Annotated in this window: 19 protein-coding genes; 18 read left to right on the top strand and 1 reads right to left on the bottom strand. The window is 69.2% G+C overall.

Translation table 11 applies throughout. The annotated features are described in order from the left end of the window. Positions 1-8: 8 nt before the first annotated feature. Positions 9-392 carry a DUF1844 domain-containing protein gene (locus tag ACLBW1_RS20445; RefSeq protein ID WP_447813658.1) on the bottom strand — a complete coding sequence of 128 codons (384 nt, stop codon included), beginning with the start codon at positions 390-392 and terminating at the stop codon, positions 9-11. A gap of 289 nt (positions 393-681) precedes the next feature. Between ACLBW1_RS20445 and infC the strand changes: the two genes are divergently transcribed. The 18 genes from infC to tyrS all read left to right on the top strand — a co-directional run bounded on the left by infC (position 682) and on the right by tyrS (position 20,570). Continuing rightward, entirely contained in the window at positions 682-1,323 is a 642-nt protein-coding gene (gene infC / locus ACLBW1_RS20440) for a translation initiation factor IF-3 (RefSeq protein ID WP_447813728.1), read from the top strand. 52 nt (positions 1,324-1,375) lie between these two features. Next, a complete protein-coding gene (gene rpmI, locus ACLBW1_RS20435) occupies positions 1,376-1,570 on the top strand; it encodes a 50S ribosomal protein L35 (protein WP_447813657.1) in 195 nt (64 codons plus the stop codon). Between the two features lie 68 nt (positions 1,571-1,638). Continuing rightward, entirely contained in the window at positions 1,639-2,019 is a 381-nt protein-coding gene (gene rplT, locus ACLBW1_RS20430) for a 50S ribosomal protein L20 (RefSeq protein ID WP_045823004.1), read from the top strand. Between the two features lie 32 nt (positions 2,020-2,051). Further along, on the top strand, positions 2,052-2,858 hold the full coding sequence (locus ACLBW1_RS20425; RefSeq protein WP_447813656.1) for a TrmH family RNA methyltransferase: 807 nt from the start codon (positions 2,052-2,054) through the stop codon (positions 2,856-2,858). A 140-nt stretch (positions 2,859-2,998) separates the two neighbouring features. Further along, the gene (gene pheS / locus ACLBW1_RS20420) at positions 2,999-4,039 is read left to right on the top strand and encodes a phenylalanine--tRNA ligase subunit alpha (protein ID WP_447813655.1); all 1,041 of its coding nucleotides are present in this window, start codon (positions 2,999-3,001) and stop codon (positions 4,037-4,039) included. Between the two features lie 47 nt (positions 4,040-4,086). Further along, positions 4,087-6,603, top strand: a complete 2,517-nt coding sequence (gene pheT, locus ACLBW1_RS20415; RefSeq protein ID WP_447813654.1) for a phenylalanine--tRNA ligase subunit beta — start codon at positions 4,087-4,089, stop codon at positions 6,601-6,603. 74 nt (positions 6,604-6,677) lie between these two features. After that, complete coding sequence (gene argC / locus ACLBW1_RS20410) at positions 6,678-7,715, top strand: N-acetyl-gamma-glutamyl-phosphate reductase (protein WP_447813653.1); 1,038 nt, start codon at positions 6,678-6,680, stop codon at positions 7,713-7,715. Continuing rightward, positions 7,679-8,911, top strand: coding sequence for a bifunctional glutamate N-acetyltransferase/amino-acid acetyltransferase ArgJ (argJ, locus tag ACLBW1_RS20405; RefSeq protein ID WP_447813727.1), 1,233 nt, complete (start codon positions 7,679-7,681; stop codon positions 8,909-8,911). The genes argC and argJ overlap by 37 nt, the downstream gene beginning before the upstream one ends. Then, complete coding sequence (argB, locus tag ACLBW1_RS20400) at positions 8,908-9,849, top strand: acetylglutamate kinase (protein ID WP_447813652.1); 942 nt, start codon at positions 8,908-8,910, stop codon at positions 9,847-9,849. The genes argJ and argB overlap by 4 nt, the downstream gene beginning before the upstream one ends. Beyond that, positions 9,846-11,048 (top strand): acetylornithine transaminase, encoded by a 1,203-nt coding sequence (locus ACLBW1_RS20395; protein WP_447813651.1) that lies wholly within the window; start codon positions 9,846-9,848, stop codon positions 11,046-11,048. Before argB ends, ACLBW1_RS20395 begins: the two co-directional genes overlap by 4 nt. Further along, positions 11,048-11,971, top strand: a complete 924-nt coding sequence (gene argF, locus ACLBW1_RS20390; RefSeq protein ID WP_447813650.1) for an ornithine carbamoyltransferase — start codon at positions 11,048-11,050, stop codon at positions 11,969-11,971. The genes ACLBW1_RS20395 and argF overlap by 1 nt, the downstream gene beginning before the upstream one ends. Then, complete coding sequence (locus ACLBW1_RS20385) at positions 11,968-12,465, top strand: arginine repressor (protein WP_447813649.1); 498 nt, start codon at positions 11,968-11,970, stop codon at positions 12,463-12,465. Before argF ends, ACLBW1_RS20385 begins: the two co-directional genes overlap by 4 nt. A gap of 70 nt (positions 12,466-12,535) precedes the next feature. After that, positions 12,536-13,753 (top strand): argininosuccinate synthase, encoded by a 1,218-nt coding sequence (locus ACLBW1_RS20380; RefSeq protein WP_045822997.1) that lies wholly within the window; start codon positions 12,536-12,538, stop codon positions 13,751-13,753. An 8-nt stretch (positions 13,754-13,761) separates the two neighbouring features. Beyond that, the gene (gene argH / locus ACLBW1_RS20375; RefSeq protein WP_447813648.1) at positions 13,762-15,228 is read left to right on the top strand and encodes an argininosuccinate lyase; all 1,467 of its coding nucleotides are present in this window, start codon (positions 13,762-13,764) and stop codon (positions 15,226-15,228) included. A gap of 42 nt (positions 15,229-15,270) precedes the next feature. Then, positions 15,271-18,270, top strand: a complete 3,000-nt coding sequence (locus ACLBW1_RS20370) for an alpha/beta fold hydrolase (protein WP_447813647.1) — start codon at positions 15,271-15,273, stop codon at positions 18,268-18,270. 102 nt (positions 18,271-18,372) lie between these two features. Next, positions 18,373-18,594, top strand: a complete 222-nt coding sequence (locus tag ACLBW1_RS20365) for a Trm112 family protein (RefSeq protein ID WP_447813646.1) — start codon at positions 18,373-18,375, stop codon at positions 18,592-18,594. A 21-nt stretch (positions 18,595-18,615) separates the two neighbouring features. Beyond that, positions 18,616-19,302: a DNA-3-methyladenine glycosylase gene (locus ACLBW1_RS20360; RefSeq protein WP_447813726.1), complete on the top strand. Its 687-nt coding sequence runs from the start codon at positions 18,616-18,618 to the stop codon at positions 19,300-19,302. Next, entirely contained in the window at positions 19,299-20,570 is a 1,272-nt protein-coding gene (tyrS, locus tag ACLBW1_RS20355) for a tyrosine--tRNA ligase (RefSeq protein ID WP_447813645.1), read from the top strand. Before ACLBW1_RS20360 ends, tyrS begins: the two co-directional genes overlap by 4 nt. Positions 20,571-20,876: the final 306 nt, after the last annotated feature.

The raw sequence follows: 20,876 nt of genomic DNA, 5'->3' as shown, positions 1-20,876 counted from the left end.
GGCGGGGTTCAGCCGCGGACGGGGCCGGTGAGCTTCTCGCCCGGACCCGCGCCCGGCTCGTCGGGGATGCTGCTGGCCTCGCGGAACGCCAGTTGCAGACTCTTCAGTCCGTCACGGATCGGCGCGGCGTGCAGACCGAGGTCGGACACCGATGCGGTCACCAGGCCGGCGAGAGCGGTGATGAGCTTGCGGGCTTCGTCGAGATCGACCGATGCCTGCGCCGACGGGTCGTCGGCCAGTCCGAGTTTCTCGGCGGCGGCACTCATGAGCATCACGATCGACTTGGTGATGACCTCCACCGCCGGTACATCGGCCAGATCGCGCACGGGCAGGTCACCGGACTCGGGGGACGCATCGGTCCCGAGGTCGGCGGAATGTGAGTTTTCCGGCATGACTGTTAGACTTCCATGTCAGACCACCCCGGCGTGAGCTGGGGTTTGCAAGTGGAGTCCCGCTCCCACCGATCGACGTCCGTCTCGACGGATCGTTGCTCGGTCCGGTCATCCGCACACCGTTCCCGGTGCATCTGTCGGGAATAGGAGTCGGATACCTCCTGTTGGAGGTGGCACGTGCGTGAGCTGTTTCCACGGCTCGTCCGCAGGTGTGGACCGGTCGACTGCGGGCCCCACCGATGTCGTCATCGGCGGGGCCTTTTCGTTGAGTCAGGGGTGTTCCGCCTGCATCCGGCGCACGGCCCGCGGTGTACACCGCGGCACCCATTGTTTTCACCGAGGAGGCCCCATCAGCACAGAGACCCGCATCAACGAGCGCATCCGCGTACCGGAGGTCCGACTCGTCGGGCCGAATTCGGAGCAGGTGGGCATCGTGCGTGTTGAAGACGCCTTGCGACTGGCCCTCGAGGCCGATCTCGACCTGGTGGAGGTGGCGCCGAACGCCCGTCCGCCGGTGTGCAAGATCATGGACTACGGCAAGTTCAAGTACGAGGCCGCGCAGAAGCAACGCGAGTCGCGCCGTAACCAGCAGATGACGGTCATCAAGGAGCAGAAGCTCCGGCCGAAGATCGACGATCACGACTACGAGACGAAGAAGGGCCATGTGGTCCGCTTCCTCGAGGCCGGTTCGAAGGTCAAGGTGACCATCATGTTCCGTGGACGTGAGCAGTCGCGACCCGAACTCGGCTACCGCCTGCTGCAGCGTCTCGGCGCCGATGTCAGTGACTTCGGTTTCGTGGAGACGTCGGCCAAACAGGACGGCCGCAACATGACCATGGTCCTGGCCCCGCACAAGGGAGCCAAGACCCGCGCCAAGGTGACCCAGGTCCGCGACACGGGACCGGCGGACACCGACGCATCCGGCGCGTAACGCCGCCGGGTGTGCCGACGACCGGCGCACACATCTACAGACGAGGAAGAACATGCCGAAGACAAAGACGCACAAGGGAACCGCGAAGCGATTCAAGGTGACCGGCAGCGGCAAGATCACGCGTCAGAAGGCGAACCGTCGCCACCTGATGGAGCACAAGCCCACCAAGCGCACCCGTCGCCTGGACGGCACCGCCGTGGTCGCCGACAGCGACGCGCCGCGCATCAAGCGGCTCCTGAACATCTGAGCGACGCGCTCACACATCCGTTTCACCGATCGCCGAGCGCGGTCTCGACACAGTAAGAGGTATTCCACGTGGCACGCGTGAAAAGGGCGGTCAACGCCCAGAAGAAGCGTCGGACAACCCTGGAGGCATCCAAGGGTTACCGCGGTCAGCGTTCGCGGCTCTACCGCAAGGCCAAAGAGCAGCAGCTGCACTCACTCACCTATGCCTACCGCGACCGCCGTGCGCGCAAGGGTGAGTTCCGCAAGCTGTGGATCTCGCGGATCAACGCCGCGGCCCGCGCGAACGACATCACCTACAACCGCTTCATCCAGGGTCTGAAGATCGCCGAGCTCGAGGTGGATCGCAAGATCCTCGCCGAGATCGCCGTCAGCGATCCCGAGGCGTTCGCCGGTCTGGTGGCCATCGCGAAGAAGGCGCTGCCCGACGACGTCAACGCCCCGGCAGCCTGATCGACGCTCGATCTGCACACGGACGACCCGCTGTGGACCCCGCTCTGACCGAGCGATCCACGCGGGTCGTTTCGTTTGCCAAACTGCACCGCGCCGGTGAGCGCCGTGAACGGGGTGAATTCCTCGTCGAGGGTGCCAACTCGGTCCGAGCGGCGCTGGACTCCCGCGTCGCGCGCATCGTGCTGGTCCGCGAAGACGAGCAGAGCAGGCACGCCGCGATGCTCGACGACGCGCGGGCGGCGGGGATCGAGAACCTGACGGTCACGTCGCGTGCGGCGGACAAGCTCGCCGACACGTCCACCAGCCCTGGGATCTTTGCGGTCTGCGATCTGCTCGACGCGTCACTTGAGCAGATCCTCGACGCCGCCGGCGCCGCGTCGACCATCGCGGTCGGCGTCGACATCGCCGATCCCGGCAACGCAGGCACACTCATCCGCACTGCCGACGCGATGGGATGCGCGGGGGTGGTCCTCGTGGGTACGGGCGCGGTCGACCCACACAACGGCAAGGCCGTACGAGCCAGTGCCGGCAGCGTGTTCCACATACCGGTCGCGCGTGTGCAGGACCCGCATGCGGTCGTCGACGCCCTGCGCGCCGCGGGTTTCGCGGTGCTCGCCACTGCGGCCGACGGGGAACTCTCCCTCGATGCCGCCGACGCCGTGTTGTCCACACGGGCGGCCTGGCTGTTCGGCAACGAGGCTCACGGACTGCCGGCCGACCTGCTCGCCGCGGCCGATCATCGGGTGTCGATACCCATCCATGGTCGGGCCGAGAGCCTGAACATCGCGGCCGCGGCCGCCGTCTGCCTGTACGCGAGCGCACGAGCCACGCATCGCTGATCGCCACGCGGCGCGTGTGACCTGCGACTTTGGCCGGTCACCGCTGCGCCGGACGCCCGGACCGATCCGATACGCTCGACGTCGACACGGGTACGAGATCGGTTCGACCACCATGGACTACAAGAGGAGCTGGGTTCGTCGTGAGCAGCGAAACGTCGGGAGTCACCGAGGACCTGGACGCGGCAGCCGATGCGGCCGTCGCCGCGTTCGCGGCCGCCGGTGATCTGACCCAGCTCGCCCAGGCGAAGACCGACCACCTCGGTGACCGGTCGACGATCGCGCTCGCGCGCCGCGCTCTCGGCGACCTGCCGAAGAACGAGCGCGCCGACGCGGGCAAGCGCGTGAACGTGGTCCGCGCCCGGGCGCAGCAGGCCTACGACGAGCGGGTCGTGGTGCTCACCGCGGAGCGCGATGCGGCCGTCCTCGCCGAGGAGGCCATCGACGTCACCCTGCCCAGCGCCCGGCGACCGGTCGGGGCCCGCCACCCGATCACGGTCATCGCCGAACAGGTCGCCGACGTCTTCGTCGCGATGGGGTGGGAGATCGCCGAAGGCCCCGAGGTGGAGACCGAGCAGTTCAACTTCGACGCCCTGAACTTCCTGCCCGACCACCCTGCGCGCTCCATGCAGGACACCTTCTACATCGCCCCCGAGGGCTCGCGACAGGTGTTGCGCACCCACACCTCGCCCGTCCAGGTGCGGTCGATGCTGACACGCGAGCTGCCGATCTACGTCGCCTGTCCGGGGCGGACGTTCCGTACCGACGAACTCGACTCGACCCACACCCCGGTGTTTCATCAGGTGGAGGGTCTCGCCGTCGACAAGGGCCTCACCATGGCCAATCTGCGTGGCACGCTGGAGATCCTCGCGAAGGCGATCTTCGGTCCCGACACCACCACCCGGATGCGACCCAACTTCTTCCCCTTCACCGAACCGTCGGCGGAGGTCGACGTGTGGTTCCCGGCCAAGAAAGGTGGGGCGGGGTGGGTCGAGTGGGGTGGCTGCGGGATGGTGAACCCGAATGTGTTGCGCGCGGCCGGGATCGACCCGGAGGTGTACTCCGGCTACGCGTTCGGCATGGGCCTCGAGCGCACCCTGCAGTTCCGCAACGATCTTCCCGACATGCGCGACATGGTCGAGGGCGACGTCCGTTTCACGGTCCCGTTCGGCCCGGCGATCTGACCCGCTCCTCCTCTCCAGTCTCCGATCTCGAAAGTAGTTGAGCCACCGTGCGCGTACCCCAGTCCTGGTTGACCGAGTCCCTTCGACGCGGCGCCCCCGAGTTCGCGGCGTCGACCGCCGACATCGACGCGGGTTTCGTCCGTGTCGGTTTCGAGATCGAGGACGTGGAGGACTTCCCGACCATCACGGGTCCGCTGGTGGTGGGTCGGGTGCAGCAGATCACCGAACTCACCGAGTTCAAGAAGCCGATCCGCTTCTGTCAGGTCGACGTAGGTGAGGACACCCCGCGCGGCATCGTCTGCGGCGCACGCAACTTCGCCGAGGGCGATCTGATCGTCGCCGCACTCCCCGGCAGCGTGCTGCCCGGCGACTTCGCCATCGCCGCCCGCAAGACCTACGGCCACACCTCCGACGGCATGATCTGCTCGGTGTCTGAGCTGGGTATCGGCACCGACCACTCCGGCATCCTCGTGCTCGCGCCGGGCACCGCGGATCCCGGTGCCGACGCGCTCACCGCGCTGGGCCTCCACGACACCGCGATCGACGTCAACGTGACACCCGACCGCGGTTACGCCTTCTCGGTGCGCGGGCTGGCCCGCGAACTCGCCGCGAGCTTCGAACTGCCCTACGTCGACCCCGCAGGTTCCGACTCGCCCACCGTCGCCGACCGTGCATCCTCGGACGAGGGATCCTCGGACGAGGCGTGGCCGGTCCGCATCGATCCCGCGTCGTCGGCCACCCGCTACTGCGCGCAGGTCATCCGCGGCGTCGACCCGACGGCGTTGTCGCCGTGGTGGATCCAGAAACGACTGCTCGTCGCGGGCGTCCGGCCGATCTCTGCCGCCGTCGACGTGACGAACTACGTGATGCTCGAACTCGGGCAACCGCTACACGCCTTCGACGCCGCGAAGGTGCACGGCACCATCGTCGTCCGGCGTGCGAGCGCGGGGGAGGAGCTCACCACTCTCGACGGGGTGGAGCGCGTACTCGACCCGGACGACGTCGTCGTCACCGACGACCGCGGACCGATCGCTCTGGCCGGTGTGATGGGTGGCGCCGAGAGCGAGATCTCCCCGTCGACGGTCGACGTCATCCTCGAGGCTGCGACCTTCGACCCGGTGTCGGTGTTCCGGACCGGCCGCCGCCACCGGCTCTCCAGCGAGGCCGGCAAGCGTTTCGAGCGCACGGTGGACCCGCAGATCACCTCGGTCGCGCTGGCCCGCGCGACCGACCTCATCATCGAGATCGCGGGAGGCCGGGCAGATCCCGCCCACACCGACGTCGTGATATCGACGGCGCCGGTGACGGCGTCCATCGCCGCGGACCTCCCCGACCGCGTCGCCGGCATCACCTATGCACCGGGGACCACCGCGCGACGTCTCGAGCAGGTCGGTTGCGTCGTGAGCGAGGGCGCCGACGGCATGCTGGACGTCGTCCCGCCGTCGTGGCGCCCGGATCTACGGCAGTCGGCAGACCTCGTCGAGGAGGTGCTGCGACTGGAGGGGTTGGAGAACATCCCCGCGATCCCGCCCCGCGCACCTGCGGGCACCGGGCTGACGCGTGAGCAGATCCGCCGACGCAGTGTCGGTCGCGCGCTGGCCATGTCGGGGTTCGTCGAGGTGCTGCCCTTCCCGTTCATGCCCGCCGATGTCCTCGACCTGTGGGGCGTCCCCGACGACGACCCCCGTCGCGCAACGGTGCGGGTGCTCAACCCGCTGGAGTCCGCGCGTAGCGAGCTGAACACGACACTGCTGCCCGGCCTCGTCGAGATGGCGGTGCGCAATCTCGCCCGCGGTCAGCGCGACGTCGCACTGTTCACGATCGGGCAGGTGATGATCGCCGACGAGAACGTCCACCCCGTGGCCACCGTCGACGTGACCCGCCGGCCGACGCCGGAGGAGATCGCCGAACTGATGGGGTCGTTGCCCCGGCAGCCGTTGCGCGCCGCGGTTGTCCTGACCGGCGCGCGTGAGCCCGCGGGACCGTGGGGTGCGGGACGTCCGGTCGAGGCGTCGGACGCGTTCGACGCCGCGCGGGTGATCGGTCGGGCATCGGGTGTCGAGCTGACCATGGTCGCCGCCGAGCATGTCCCGTGGCATCCGGGGCGATGCGCCCGGGTGGTCGCCGACGACGGTGCCGGCGGATCGATCGACGTCGGGTGGGCAGGTGAGCTGCATCCCGCCGTCATCGACCGCGCGGGACTTCCACCGCGAACCTGTGCCGTCGAGCTCGACCTCGATCTGCTGCCGCGTTCGACGGCGCTGCCGGCGCCGCAGCTGTCGCTATTCCCTGCGGTGTTGCAGGACGTGGCCGTGGTGGTGGACGCCTCCGTCGCCGCCGCCGACGTCGAACGGGCGCTGGTGGCCGGCGCGGGAGAACTGCTCGAGGACATCCGGCTCTACGACGTGTTCACGGGGTCGCAGGTCGGGGAGGGATCCAAATCATTGACGTTCGCCCTGCGTTTCCGCGCTGCCGATCGAACCCTCACCGAGGACGACGCCTCGGGGGCGCGCGACGCGGCGGTGGCCCACGCGGGCGAGGTCCTCGGAGCTCGACTGCGCTGATGCCGTCCGTGTCGGACGGTCGAGACCCGACCCCGGTGGTGAATTAACTTGCAGCGATCTGCATAATGAATCACATGTCGATGTCGATTGCCGTGGCAGGTGCCAGTGGGTATGCCGGAGGCGAGATCCTGCGCCTGCTGCTCGGGCACCCCCGCGTGGCCTCGGGTGAGGTCTCCATCGGCGCGCTCACCGCGGGCGGTAACGCGGGAACGCGCCTCGGTGTTCATCAGCCCCATCTGTTCCCCCTCGCCGACCGCGTGCTCGCCGACACCACCGCCGACGTGCTCGCCGGCCACGACGTCGTCTTCCTCGCGCTGCCACACGGCACATCGGGACCCATCGCCGACGCGTTGTCGCCGTCGACACTCGTGATCGACTGCGGTGCCGACTTCCGGCTCTCCGATGCGCAGGAATGGACCCGGTTCTACGGCACCCCGCACGCCGGAACGTGGCCCTACGGCCTCCCCGAGATCCCCGGGAACCGTGACGTGCTCTCCGGTGCCACGCGTATCGCGGTGCCCGGGTGCTACCCGACCGTGTCCATCCTGTCGCTGCTGCCCGCCGTGACCGCGCACGTCATCGAGTCGGCCGTGACGGTCGTCGCGGTGAGCGGTACGTCCGGCGCGGGCCGCTCGACGCGTATCGACCTCCTCGCCTCGGAGGTCATCGGATCGGCACGCGCCTACGGCGTCGCGGGCGCGCACCGACACAATCCCGAGATCGCCCAGGCGCTCTCGGCCGCAGCGGGTGAACCGGTGTCGGTGTCGTTCACCCCCGTTCTCGTCCCGATGGCGCGGGGCATCCTCGCCACCTGCACCGCTCGTACCTCGGCGACCGCGGACGAGGTCCGCGCAATCTACGAGAAGGCCTACGGCGACGAGCCTTTCGTGCATCTACTGCCCGACGACCAGCTGCCCACCACCGGTTCGGTGATCGGGTCGAACTCGGCGGCGCTGTCGGTGTCGGTCGACGAACGGTCGCAGACGCTCGTCGTCGTCGGCGCGATCGACAACCTGACCAAGGGAACCGGAGGAGCGGCGGTGCAGTCGATGAACCTGGCGATGGGCTTCGGGGAATCCGAAGGGCTCTCGACCGTGGGGGTGGCTCCGTGAACGGGTCCGTGGTCCGTGGTCAGGGCGTCACCGCCCCGCTGGGCTTCCGCGCCGCGGGCCTGGCGGCAGGTATCAAGGCGTCGGGCCGACCCGATCTCGCGCTCGTGTTCAACGAGGGACCCGACTACGCGGCCGCCGGTGTCTTCACCCGTAACAAGGTCAAGGCGGCGCCCGTGCAGTGGTCGCAGCAGGTGCTGACCACCGGACGCCTGCGCGCCGTGGTGCTCAACTCCGGCGGCGCCAACGCCTGCACCGGCCCCGACGGGTTCGGCGACACCCACGCCACCGCCGAGGCCGTCGCCGCGGCTCTGAGCAACTGGGGTACCGAGACCGGCGCGATCGAGGTCGCCGTCTGCTCCACCGGTCTGATCGGCGACCGCCTCCCGATGGACAAGCTGCTCCCGGGCGTCACCGCGATCGTGCAGGACATGGCCGGCGGACTGTCCGGGGGCACCGACGCAGCCCACGCGATCATGACCACCGACACCGTGCCGAAGCAGGTGGCGGTCCACCACGCCGACGGCTGGAACGTCGGTGGGATGGCGAAGGGTGCAGGCATGCTCGCGCCGTCGCTGGCGACGATGCTCGTGGTCGTCACGACCGACGCCAAGGTCGATGCGGCCGTGTTGGATTCGGCATTGCGATCCGCGACCGCCCGGACGTTCGACCGCCTTGACGTCGACGGTTCGTGCTCCACCAACGACACCGTGCTGCTGCTCAGTTCGGGCGCGAGCGACATCGAACCCGACGCCGACGAGTTCGCCGCCGCGGTGTTCGCCGCGTGCGACGATCTCGCCGAGCAGTTGATGGCCGACGCCGAGGGCGCCACCAAACGGATCCTGGTCACGGTGACCGGCGCACACAGCGACGACGACGCGGTCACCGTCGCGCGGACGGTCGCCCGCGACAGCCTGGTGAAGACCGCGTTGTTCGGATCCGACCCGAACTGGGGACGGGTCCTCGCCGCGGTCGGGATGGCACCGGTCGAACTCGACCCCGAGACGATCACCATCGATTTCAACGGCCATATCGTGTCGCGCAACGGATGTGGTGTCGCCGGCGCGCGCGAGGCCGACCTGTCGGGTGCCGACATCGTGGTCACCGTCGATCTCGCGGTCGGGTCGGGCCGCGCCACCATCCGGACCACCGACCTCTCCCACGGCTACGTCGAAGAGAACTCGGCGTACTCGTCATGAGCCCCACCGGATCCGTGACGGGCGACCTCAGCCCGCTGGCCAAGGCGCACGTCCTCACCGAGGCGTTGCCGTGGCTGCAACGCTTCGCGGGCAAGGTCATCGTCGTCAAGTACGGCGGCAACGCGATGGTCGACGACGAACTCAAGGCCGCGTTCGCCCGCGACATGGTGTTCCTGCGGACCTGCGGGATCCACCCCGTCGTCGTCCACGGCGGCGGGCCGCAGATCTCGGCGATGCTCACCCGGCTCGGCCTCGCCGGCGAGTTCCGCGGCGGCTACCGCGTCACGACACCGGAGGTGATGGACGTCGTGCGCATGGTGCTCTTCGGTCAGGTCGGCCGCGAACTCGTCGGACTCATCAACGCCCACGGTCCCTACGCGGTCGGCATCACCGGCGAGGACGCCCACCTGTTCACCGCCACCCGGCGGACCGCACTGGTCGACGGCGTGGCCACCGACATCGGTCTCGTCGGCGACGTGACCACCGTCGACCCCCGCGCCGTCACCGACCTCATCGACGCGGGGCGGATCCCGGTGGTCTCGACCATCGCCCCCGACGCCGACGGCGTGGTCCACAACATCAACGCCGACACCGCTGCCGCCGCCCTCGCGCAGGCTCTCGGCGCCGAGAAGCTCGTGATGCTCACCGACGTCGAGGGGCTCTACACCGACTGGCCCGACCGCGGCTCGCTCACCTCCAGCATCGACGTCGACACCCTCGAAGCGCTTCTGCCGCAGCTCGACTCGGGGATGATCCCGAAGATGGAGGCCTGCCTGAGGGCGGTCACCGGCGGCGTGCCGCGTGCCCACGTGATCGACGGCCGGGTGCCGCATTCGATGCTGCTCGAACTCTTCACCGGAGAGGGCATCGGCACCATGGTCGTCCCGACCGCCAACCCGCACGACGACCCGCCACACGACACCGAGGTGAACCCATGACCGCACCGATGCAGCAGCGGTGGTCACATGCGCTGATGGACAACTACGGAACCCCCGCGGTGGCGTTGCGCAGCGGACGAGGCGCGGTCGTCACCGACGTCGACGGCACCGAGTACCTCGATCTGCTCGGGGGTATCGCCGTCAACGCCCTCGGTCATGCGCACCCGGCGGTGATCGACGCGGTCACACGACAGCTGAGCACCCTCGGGCACGTCTCGAACCTCTATGTCAGCGAGCCGGTCGTCGCTCTCGCCGAGACACTGCTGGCGCGGCTCGGGACCCCCGGGCGCGCGTTCTTCTGCAACTCCGGTGCCGAGGCCAACGAGGCGGCGTTCAAGATCGCCCGACGCACCGGCCGGCCGCACATCGTGGCCGCCGAGAACGGCTTCCACGGCCGCACGATGGGCGCCCTCGCCCTCACCGGTCAGCCGGCCAAGCGGGCACCGTTCGAGCCGATGCCGGCCGGGGTGTCCCACATTCCCTACGGCGACATCGACGCACTCGACGCCGCCGTCGACGAGCACACGGCTGCGGTGTTCCTCGAGCCGATCCAGGGGGAGGCAGGCGTGGTGGTCCCACCCGCCGACTACCTCGCCGCGGCCCGTCGCATCACCTCCGATCGGGGGGCGCTGCTGGTGCTCGACGAGGTGCAGACCGGTATCGGACGCACCGGTGCGTTCTACGCCCACCAGGCGGTCGGCATCGTCCCCGACGTCATCACCCTGGCCAAGGGACTGGGCGGAGGCCTGCCGATCGGCGCATGCCTGGCCACCGGCGCCGCGGCCGATCTCCTCTCACCCGGGCAGCACGGCACGACCTTCGGCGGCAACCCGGTGTGTGCGGCGGCGGCGCTCGCGGTGATCGGCGAGATCGACTCCGCAAGCCTGCTCGACCACGTGGCCGCGGTCGGCAAATCCCTCGCCACCGGCATCGAGGATCTCGGCCACCCGATGGTCTCCCACGTGCGGGGTGCCGGACTCCTCCTCGGTGTCGTGCTCACCGGACCCGTTGCGGCACATGTGGAGAAGGCCGCTCGTGCGGCCGGCTTCCTCATCAACGCCCCGGCCCCCGACGTCCTGCGACTGGCCCCGCCGCTCATCCTCACCGAGGCCCAGGCGAACGGTTTCGTCGCCGCTCTGCCCGGCATCCTCGACGCCGCCGGGGACGCGGCGGCCCACACGAATCCCGGAGCGGCCTGATGGTCCGACATTTCCTGCGCGACGACGATCTCACGCCGGCCGAGCAGGCCGAGGTGCTCGCGCTCGCCGCCGAGGTCAAGCGAGACCCCTTCGCGCACCGACCGCTCGAGGGACCCCACGGCGTCGGGGTCATCTTCGACAAGAACTCCACCCGCACCCGGTTCTCGTTCGAGGTCGGTATCGCACAACTCGGTGGTCACGCGGTGATCGTCGACGGCAAGTCGAGCCAGATGGGTCGCGACGAGACCCTCGAGGACACCGGACGGGTGCTCTCGCGTTTCGTCCGCGCCATCGTGTGGCGGACCTTCGGGCAGGAACGTCTGGAGGCGATGGCCTCCACGGCGACGGTTCCCGTCGTCAACGCCCTGTCGACCGAGTTCCACCCGTGCCAGGTGCTGGCCGACCTGCAGACCATCATCGAACGCAAGGGAACCGCCGCGGGCCTGTCGATGACGTACCTCGGTGACGGCGCGAACAACATGGCGCACTCGTTGCTCCTCGGTGGCGTCACGGCGGGCATGAACGTCACGGTCTCCTCGCCCGAGCAGTTCCGCCCCGCCCCGTGGGTTCTCGACGCCGTCGACGCCCGGGCCGCGCAGACCGGCGCCACCGCACGCGTGGAGGGCGACCCGCATGCGGCTGTCGCGGGCGCCGACATCGTCGTCACCGACACCTGGACGTCGATGGGCGACGAGGGCGACGGACTCGACCGCGTCGCGCCGTTCCGGCCCTATCAGGTGAACGAGTCGCTGCTCGCCGAGGCCGGCGACGATGTGATGGTCATGCACTGCCTGCCCGCGCACCGAGGCGAGGAGATCACCGCCGAGGTCATCGACGGATCGCGCAGCGTGGTGTTCGACGAGGCGGAGAACCGTCTGCACGCCCAGAAGGCCCTGCTCATCTGGCTCCTGGAGCACTCATGAGCGCCGCGCCGCTGGGACGCACGTCCCCGACCCGCGCGGGACGGCTGGCCGAGATCGTCCACATCCTCTCGGCCACACCGGTGCGTAGCCAGGTCGAGTTGCAGTCGCTGCTGGCGCAGGCCGGGATCGACGCGACCCAGGCGACGCTGTCCCGCGATCTCGACGAGCTCGGGGCGGTGAAGCTGCGCGCCGCCGACGGTGGCGCCGGTGTCTACGTCGTGCCCGAGGACGGGTCACCCGTGCGCGGTGTGTCCGGCGGGACCGATCGACTCTCGCGCCTGCTGGCCGATCTGCTGGTGTCGACCGACCACAGCGGCAACATGGCCGTGCTGCGGACTCCTCCGGGTGCCGCGCATTATCTCGCGAGCGCCATCGACCGTGCCAGCCTGGCTCAGGTGGTGGGCACCGTCGCCGGTGATGACACCATCTTCGTGGTCGCCCGCGACGGCACCAGCGGCGCCGACCTCGCCCGCATGATCGAAGGTCTCGCATGACCGCAATCGACCCCGGCCTCGCCGGAACCGACCTCGCCCGACACACGACAACCAGGGAGCCCCAGAACTCATGACCGAACGCGTCATTCTCGCCTACTCCGGAGGACTGGACACCTCAGTCGCCATCAGCTGGATCGGTCGCGAGACCGGCAAGGAGGTGGTCGCGGTCGCGATCGATCTCGGGCAGGGCGGCGAGGACATGGAGGCCATCCGGCAGCGTGCCATCGACTGCGGCGCCGTCGAGGCCGTGGTCGTCGACGCCCGTGACGAGTTCGCCGAGGAGTACTGCCTGCCCACGGTGCAGAACAACGCGCTCTACATGGACCGCTACCCGCTCCTCTCGGCGATCAGCCGCCCGCTCATCGTCAAGCACCTCGTCGAGAACGCGCGCTCGCACGGCGGCACCGTCGTCGCCCACGGGTGCACCGGCAAGGGCAACGACCAGGTGCGCTTCGAGGTCGGGTTCAACACCCTCGCACCCGAACTCGAGGTGCTCGCACCGGTCCGCGACTATGCGTGGACCCGCGAGAAGGCGATCGCCTTCGCCGAGGAGAACGCGATCCCGATCAACGTCACGAAGAAGTCGCCGTTCTCCATCGACCAGAACGTGTGGGGCCGCGCCGTCGAGACCGGTTTCCTGGAAGACCTGTGGAACGCCCCCACCAAGGACGTCTACGACTACACCGACGACCCGACCGTCAACTTCTCCGCGCCCGACGAACTCGTCATCAGCTTCGACAAGGGCCGCCCCATCGCCATCGACGGTCGCCCGGTGTCGGTGCTCGAGGCGATCCAGGAACTGAACACCCGGGCGGGCAAGCAGGGCGTCGGTCGCCTCGACGTCGTCGAGGACCGGCTCGTGGGCATCAAGAGCCGCGAGGTCTACGAGGCGCCGGGCGCGATGGTGCTGATCCGCGCGCACGAGGAACTCGAACACGTCACCCTCGAACGCGAGCTCGGGCGCTACAAGCGGCGCACCGACCAGAAGTGGGCCGAGCTGGTGTACGACGGGCTCTGGTACTCGCCGCTCAAGAGTGCGCTCGACGCCTTCGTCGCGCAGACCCAGGAGCACGTCACCGGCGACATCCGGTTGGTGCTGCACGCGGGCACCGTGGTGATCAACGGACGTCGCAGCCCGGAGTCGCTGTACGACTTCAACCTCGCCACCTATGACGCAGGCGACACCTTCGACCAGTCCTCGGCGAAGGGCTTCGTGCAGCTGCACGGTCTGTCGTCGAAGATCGCCGCCCGTCGCGACCGCGGCGACGTCGCACCTCAGGGGCAGTGACGGCACCGATGACCCCAGGAGCCGACGGTGACGGCACCCGCGAGGGGCACGGCACCAACACCGGTGCGCTGTGGGGCGGTCGGTTCGCATCCGGACCGGCCGACGCGATGGCCGCACTGAGCAAGTCGACCCACTTCGACTGGGTGTTCGCGCCCTACGACGTGAAGGCGTCGGCGGCGCACGCCCGTGTGCTCCATGGCGCGGGGTTGCTCTCCGACGACGATCTGGCGACCATGCTCGACGGTCTCGCGCGGCTCGGTGAGGACGTCGCGAGCGGTGCGTTCGCACCGGCCGAGTCCGACGAGGACGTCCACGGAGCCCTCGAGCGGGGGCTCATCGAGCGTGTCGGGGCCGACGTCGGCGGCAGGCTCCGGGCCGGTCGTTCGCGCAACGATCAGGTGGCCACGCTGTTCCGGATGTGGCTGCGGGACGCCGTCCGACGCGTCGCCGAGGGTGTCCTCGACGTCGCCGCCGCGCTCGTCGAGCAGGCCCAGCGGTACCCCGACGTCGCGGTGCCGGGCAAGACACACCTGCAGGCCGCCCAACCGGTTCTGCTCGCCCACCATCTGCTCGCGCACGCACACCCGCTGCTACGCGACGTGGATCGTCTCGTCGACCTCGACCGTCGCGCCGCGGTCTCGCCCTACGGCTCGGGGGCGCTCGCGGGGTCGTCGCTGGGTCTCGACCCCGACGCCATCGCCACCGATCTCGGGTTCGACAGCGCGGCCGAGAACTCGATCGACGCCACCGCGTCGCGGGACTTCGCCGCCGAGGGCGCCTTCGTCCTGGCCATGATCGGCGTCGACCTCTCGCGGCTCGCCGAGGACGTGATCCTCTGGACCACATCGGAATTCGGCTACGCCACCCTGGCCGACGCGTGGTCGACCGGTAGCTCGATCATGCCGCAGAAGAAGAACCCCGACGTCGCCGAACTCGCCCGGGGCAAGAGCGGACGCCTCATCGGCAACCTGACCGGCCTGCTCGCCACCCTCAAGGCGCAACCCCTGGCCTACAACCGTGACCTGCAGGAGGACAAGGAGCCGGTCTTCGACTCCGTCGCGCAGCTCGAGCTGCTGCTGCCCGCCATCGCCGGCATGGTCGCCACGCTCGAGTTCCACCCCCAGCGCATGGCCGATCTCGCCCCGGCCGGCTTCACCCTCGCCACCGACATCGCCGAGTGGCTGGTGCGACAGGGCGTGCCGTTCCGCGTCGCCCACGAGGTGGCGGGCGCGTGCGTGCGGGCCGCGGAGACGCGGGGGATAGGCCTCGACGAACTCGACGACGCCGACTTCGCCGCGATCTCGGACGACCTCACGCCCGCCGTGCGATCGGTCCTCACCGTCGAGGGGTCCATCGGCTCGCGTTCGGCGCGAGGCGGCACCGCGGGCGTCCGTGTCGCCGAACAACGGGCGCGGGTCGCCGACCGGATCGCGGCACTGCGCGGGTGGGATCGGGCGTCACAGGAACGTGAGTAGAGTGACACCGATCACGGATTCATCGACCAGGAGGTAGCCAGGGTGGTCGGCATCCCGAACGTCGGACGCGCGCTGGACCGGGTCGTCGCGACCGCTCAGAACGGTCTCGAGGTCATCCGCATGGGTGGGCTCGACACCGGCACGCGCCCGACCCCGTTCCGGGTCGAGGAGACCGCGCCGATGTATCGGCTGCGGCGCTACTTCCCGGACGATCTCAACGGCGGCCCGCCGGTGCTGCTGATCCCGCCGATGATGGTGTCGGCCAACGTCTACGACGTGACCCCGCACAACGGTGCGGTGTCGATCCTGCACGGTCAGGGCATCGATCCCTGGGTGGTGGACTTCGGCTCGCCCGACCAGGAGGCCGGGGGCATGGAGCGCACCCTGGCCGACCACATCGTGGCGATCGACCAGATCATCGACCTCATGCACGAGGAGACCGGACGTGACGTCCACCTCGTCGGCTACAGCCAGGGCGGGATGTTCGCCTACCAGGCCGCGGCCTACCGCCGGTCCCAGCAGATCGCGAGCCTCACCACCTTCGGCAGTCCTGTCGACGTGCTCGCCGCACTGCCGCTGGGTCTGCCCGCCAACATCATGGCCCCGCTGGCCGAGGTCTTCGCCGACAACGTCTTCAACCGGCTCAACATCCCGGGATGGTTGGCGCGCACCGGTTTCCAATTGCTCGACCCGGTGAAGGCTGCCCGCAGCCGTATCGACTTCCTACGTCAACTGCACGACCGCGACGCCCTGCTACCGCGTGAGGACCAGCGCCGCTTCCTCGAGGCCGACGGCTGGGTGGCCTGGTCGGGCCCGGCGATCGCGGAACTGCTGCGGCAGTTCGTGGTGCACAACCGGATGGTGTCGGGCGGGTTCGTGATCCGCGACCACCTCGTCACCCTGGCCGAGATCACCTGTCCTGTACTCGCTTTCGTCGGAGGCGCCGACGACATCGGCCAGCCCGCCGCCGTCCGCGGCATCAAGCGTGCGGCGCCCCGCGCCCAGGTCTACGAGACGATGCTGCCCGTCGGGCATTTCGGGCTCGTCGTCGGATCGGTGTCGGGGGCACAGAGCTGGCCGACCACCGCGCAGTGGATCCAGTGGCATGAGGGCAAAGGCGAGATGCCCGAGGCCATCGCGCCCATGGCGGAGACCCCGCAGGAGAACACCGGTTCCGGCGTCAGCCTCGCCTCGCGGGTCACCCACGGCATCGGTGCGGTCGCCGACGCGGGCGCCGGTGTGAGCCGCGAGGTGGTCGCGGCGGCGGGATCGTTCCGGCGCACGTCCCAGGCGGTGCTGCGGGAATCCGTGCGGACCCTGCCCCGCCTCATGCGTCTCGGCCAGATCCAGCCCGGCACACGGATCTCGCTGGGCAAGTTGATGAGCGAGAACGCCGAGCGAGCCGGCCGGCGTGAGCTGTTCCTCTTCGAGGACCGGGTGCTGAGCCACACCGAGGTCAACACCCGCATCGACAACGTCGTGCGCGGACTCATCCAGTGCGGGGTGCGGCCCGGCGAGCACGTGGGCGTCATGATGGAGACCCGTCCCAGTGCGCTCGTCGCCATCGCCGCCCTGTCGCGGCTCGGCGCCGTCGTCGTGCCGCTGCCCCCGTCGTCCGACCTCGCCACGATGCTGCGCCTGGCCGACGTGCTCGTGGTCGTCGCCGACCCGGTGAGCCTCGACGAGTGTGTCCCGCACGCCGAGCGTGTCCTCGTCCTCGGTGGCGGTGACGTCCGCGCCATTCCGCAGGCCGATGGCGACAAGGTCATCGACATGGAGCAGATCGACCCCGATCAGGTCGAGGTGCCGTCCTGGTACCGCAGCGACCCGGGTCTGGCGAGCGATCTGGCCTTCATCCTGTTCACCGGGGCCGACGGTGCCCTGCAGAAGTGGCCGATCAGCAACCACCGCTGGGCGATGTCGGCGTTCGGCGCCGCGTCGGCGGCCTCGCTCACCGACAACGACACGGTCTACTGCCTCACACCCCTGCATCACGCGTCGGGACTTCTCACCACCCTCGGCGCGACCGTCGTCGGTGGTTCGCGCATCGCGTTGTCGTCGGGGATCGGGCCGGAGAGTTTCGCCCGCGAGGTCTACCGCTACGGCATCACCGTCGTCTCCTACACCTGGACGATGATGCGCGACATCGTGCGCGACACCGATCTCGCGATCACCGACCACAATCCCATCCGGCTGTTCATCGGGTCGGGCATGCCTGCAGGCTTGTGGGACGACGTCGTCGAACGGTTCCCCGACGCCGGCGTCATCGAGTTCTACGCGACCGCCGACGGTGCGGCGATCCTCGCCAACATCTCCGGCGGCAAGGTGGGGTCGGTCGGACGACCGCTACCGGAGACCAATCGTGTGCGCGTCGCGGCGTGGGACGTGATCGAGGAACGATTCCTCCTCGACCCGCGCGGGTTCGTGCGCGAGGCCCACGTCGACGAGGTCGGCCTGCTGTTGGCGCAGACCAGGCAGCGTAACGAGACCGGGGCGACGGTGTTGCGCGACGTCTTCGGTCGCCACGATCGGTGGGAGACCTCGGGTCAGCTCGTCCGCCGCGACGTCGACGGTGACCACTGGCTGATGGCCGGCGTGCACAGCGTCATCAAGTCGTCGGAGGGTCCGGTGTACCCGCAGCCGATCATCGCCGCGCTGTCGCGACACCCCGACGTCGACCAGGTGGTCGTCTACCACGTCGGCACCCCGGGGTCGCAGCTCGCGGTGGCGGTGGTCTCACCCCGTCGTGCGACCAATGCCTTGACGGTCTCGTCCCTGCGTGTGGCGTTGGCGGGGCTGTCGGCTGCGGAGCGTCCGCACATCGTGTGGGCGGTCGACGACATCCCGGTCAGCCATTCGTACCGGCCGCTGCAGGGGTCGTTCCGGGCGCAGGGACTGCCGAAACCGAGCGCACGGGTCTGGTACCGCGACGACACCGGTCGCTACCGGCGTCTGACCCGCACGGTCCTCGCGGAGAAGGAATGGGAGATGGCGTCGGCCGAGGGCGCATCGCCCGATGCGAGCGCAGCCCGTTCGTCCTGAGCTGACGGTGCGTGCCAGGTGGTCGCACACGGGCCGCAACGGCGTTCGTAGAGTGGTGGGACACCTCGCACCGAGGTGTCGACACAGATCCGAGGAGCAGACATGCCGCTCGATGCCTTCCTGCGCGAGAGACTCGTCTGTCCGCAGGACCACGGCGAATTGTTGTACATCGAGTCGGTCGGAGGATCCGACGAGGTCCTCTACAACCCTCGGCTGCGGCAGGCGTACCGCATCGACGACGGCATCCCGGTTCTGCTCATCCCCGAGGCCCGCGCGGTGGGCGATGCCGAGCACGACGCGCTGATCGCGCGATCCGGTAACTGATCGGCCACGGTGTCCGGAGCGCTGCTGACGGTCGACGACCTGGCCGTCGACCCCGTCACCGCGGCGCGGCGCATCCTCGGGTGTGACCTCGTCGCCGCGGCCGACCTCGACACCGGCGCGGTGCGATTACGGATCGTGGAGGTGGAGGCCTACGGAGGTCCCCGCACGGGGCGCCACCCCGATCCCGCCGCGCACGGCTACGCAGGACCGACGCCACGCAACGGTGTGATGTTCGGCCGCGCCGGTCGGCTCTACGTCTACCGCTCCTACGGCATCCACCTCTGCCTCAACGTCTCGGCCGAGGTCGACGGCGAGGCATCCGCGGTCCTGCTCCGTGCCGCGGAGGTGCGCGAGGGCCTCGACGTGGTCGAGCGTCGCAGGTCACGGACACGCTCGTCGGTGGTGACCGCGAACCGACTGGCCATGGGCCCGGGCAACCTGGGGGCGGCGATCGCGGCGGACCTCGGCGACAACGGTCTCGACCTCTGCTCGCCGACGAGCCCGCTGCGCCTGGAACGCGGCGTGCCGCACGACGACTCCACGATCCTGTCCGGGCCACGGGTCGGGATCACCGCCGCCACCGGTCGGCCGTGGAGGTTCTGGATCTCCGGATCGTCGGCGGTCTCGGCGTTCCGGCCGGGTTCGGCTGCGGTCCGCAGACGTCGATTGGCCGCCGGTTCGATCGATGCGGAAGGATCGGACTGGTGAGCACCGACATCATCGACGAGCTGCAGTGGCGCGGCCTCATCGCGCAGTCCACCGACGTAGACCACCTCCGGGAAGCGCTGGCGGCGGGCGTCGTGTCGGTCTACAACGGGTTCGATCCGACCGGACCGAGCCTGCACGCCGGCCATCTGGTCCCGCTGCTCACCCTGCGGCGCTTCCAGCTGGCCGGACACCGGCCGATCGTGTTGGCCGGCGGCGCGACCGGCATGATCGGCGATCCCCGGGAGGTCGGGGAACGTTCGATGCAGACCTCCGACGTGGTCGGGGAGTGGGCTGAACGGATCCGCGCCCAACTCGAACGCTTCGTGGACCTCGACGACTCGCCGACCGGCGCGGTGGTGGTCAACAACCTGGATTGGATCGGTCCGCTCTCGGTGGTCGACTTCCTCCGGGACGTGGGCAAACACTTCCCCGTGAACGTGATGCTGTCGCGTGACGTGGTCAAACGGCGACTCGACGCCGACGGCATCAGCTACACGGAGTTCAGCTACATGCTGTTGCAGGCCTACGACTTCGTCGAACTGCACCGCCGGCACGGCTGCACGCTGCAGCTCGGGGGATCGGATCAGTGGGGGAACATCGTCGCCGGTGTGGATCTGGGGCGGCGAGTCCTGGGTGCGTCGCTGCACGCGATGACGGTTCCCCTGGTCACCACCTCGGACGGGAAGAAATTCGGCAAGACCACCGGCGGTGGTGGGGTGTGGCTCGATCCCGAGCTCACCAGCCCGTACGCCTGGTACCAGTACTTCGTGAACACCGCCGACGCCGACGTGGTCCGGTACCTGCGCTGGTTCACCTTCCTCGGCAGGGACGAGATCGACGAGCTCGAGGTCGCCACCGCCGAGACGCCGCACCTTCGTTCGGCGCAGAAGAGGTTGGCCGCGGAGATGACGACACTGGTGCACGGCGAAGAAGCCACCCGTGCGGTGCAGACCGCGAGTCAGGCGCTGTTCGGTCGCGCCGAGCTCGACGGCCTCGACGAGGCGACGATCGGCGGTGCGCTGTCGGAGACCGAGGTGGTCGACTACTCGACTGCCGACACCCCGACGATCGTCGAGCTGCTGGTGGCGACGGGACTCAGCGAGGGGAACAAGGCTGCGCGTCGCACCATCACCGAGGGTGGCGCCTACGTGAACAACACGAAGATCGCCGACCCCGAGTGGACGCCCACCCCCGCTGACCTGCTTGCCGGCGGATGGTTGGTGGTCCGGCGAGGCAAACGAAACGTCGCAGGCGCTCGGTTTCGCTGACGGCGCCAGCGCTGTGACCAGGCGATTTGACGCCCTGTTCCCGCCTGTGTAACTTTCATGTTGCACCGCAGCGCGGGGGACAGGCCGGAGAGCGAGAAGCCGGATAAACTGCCTGCGCTTGGGGTGCAAATCCCATGTAGGAGATCGCTGGGTAACAGCGCGCTCTGACGGGGCTCACGGAGCCTGATCCGCCAGCCGGTTGAAGACCGTGGGTGTGTGTTCTTTGAGAACTCGATAGTGTGTTGATGGATTGTTTATGCCATTTTTTGTGGTGTCGGTTTTGAGTCCGGCACTGTTTTGTGATGC

This window comes from Williamsia sp. M5A3_1d (genome assembly GCF_053345315.1).
This window is presented reverse-complemented; position numbering and strand designations above follow the sequence as displayed.

Excerpts from the sequence above, each read along its gene's own strand:
- ACLBW1_RS20445 (WP_447813658.1), bottom strand. The coding sequence starts at position 392 with ATGCCGGAAAACTCACATTCCGCCGACCTCGGGACCGATGCGTCCCCC.
- rpmI (WP_447813657.1), top strand. The coding sequence starts at position 1,376 with ATGCCGAAGACAAAGACGCACAAGGGAACCGCGAAGCGATTCAAGGTG.
- argC (WP_447813653.1), top strand. The coding sequence starts at position 6,678 with ATGTCGATGTCGATTGCCGTGGCAGGTGCCAGTGGGTATGCCGGAGGC.
- argB (WP_447813652.1), top strand. The coding sequence starts at position 8,908 with ATGAGCCCCACCGGATCCGTGACGGGCGACCTCAGCCCGCTGGCCAAG.
- ACLBW1_RS20395 (WP_447813651.1), top strand. The coding sequence starts at position 9,846 with ATGACCGCACCGATGCAGCAGCGGTGGTCACATGCGCTGATGGACAAC.
- argF (WP_447813650.1), top strand. The coding sequence starts at position 11,048 with ATGGTCCGACATTTCCTGCGCGACGACGATCTCACGCCGGCCGAGCAG.
- ACLBW1_RS20385 (WP_447813649.1), top strand. The coding sequence starts at position 11,968 with ATGAGCGCCGCGCCGCTGGGACGCACGTCCCCGACCCGCGCGGGACGG.
- ACLBW1_RS20380 (WP_045822997.1), top strand. The coding sequence starts at position 12,536 with ATGACCGAACGCGTCATTCTCGCCTACTCCGGAGGACTGGACACCTCA.
- argH (WP_447813648.1), top strand. The coding sequence starts at position 13,762 with ATGACCCCAGGAGCCGACGGTGACGGCACCCGCGAGGGGCACGGCACC.
- ACLBW1_RS20365 (WP_447813646.1), top strand. The coding sequence starts at position 18,373 with ATGCCGCTCGATGCCTTCCTGCGCGAGAGACTCGTCTGTCCGCAGGAC.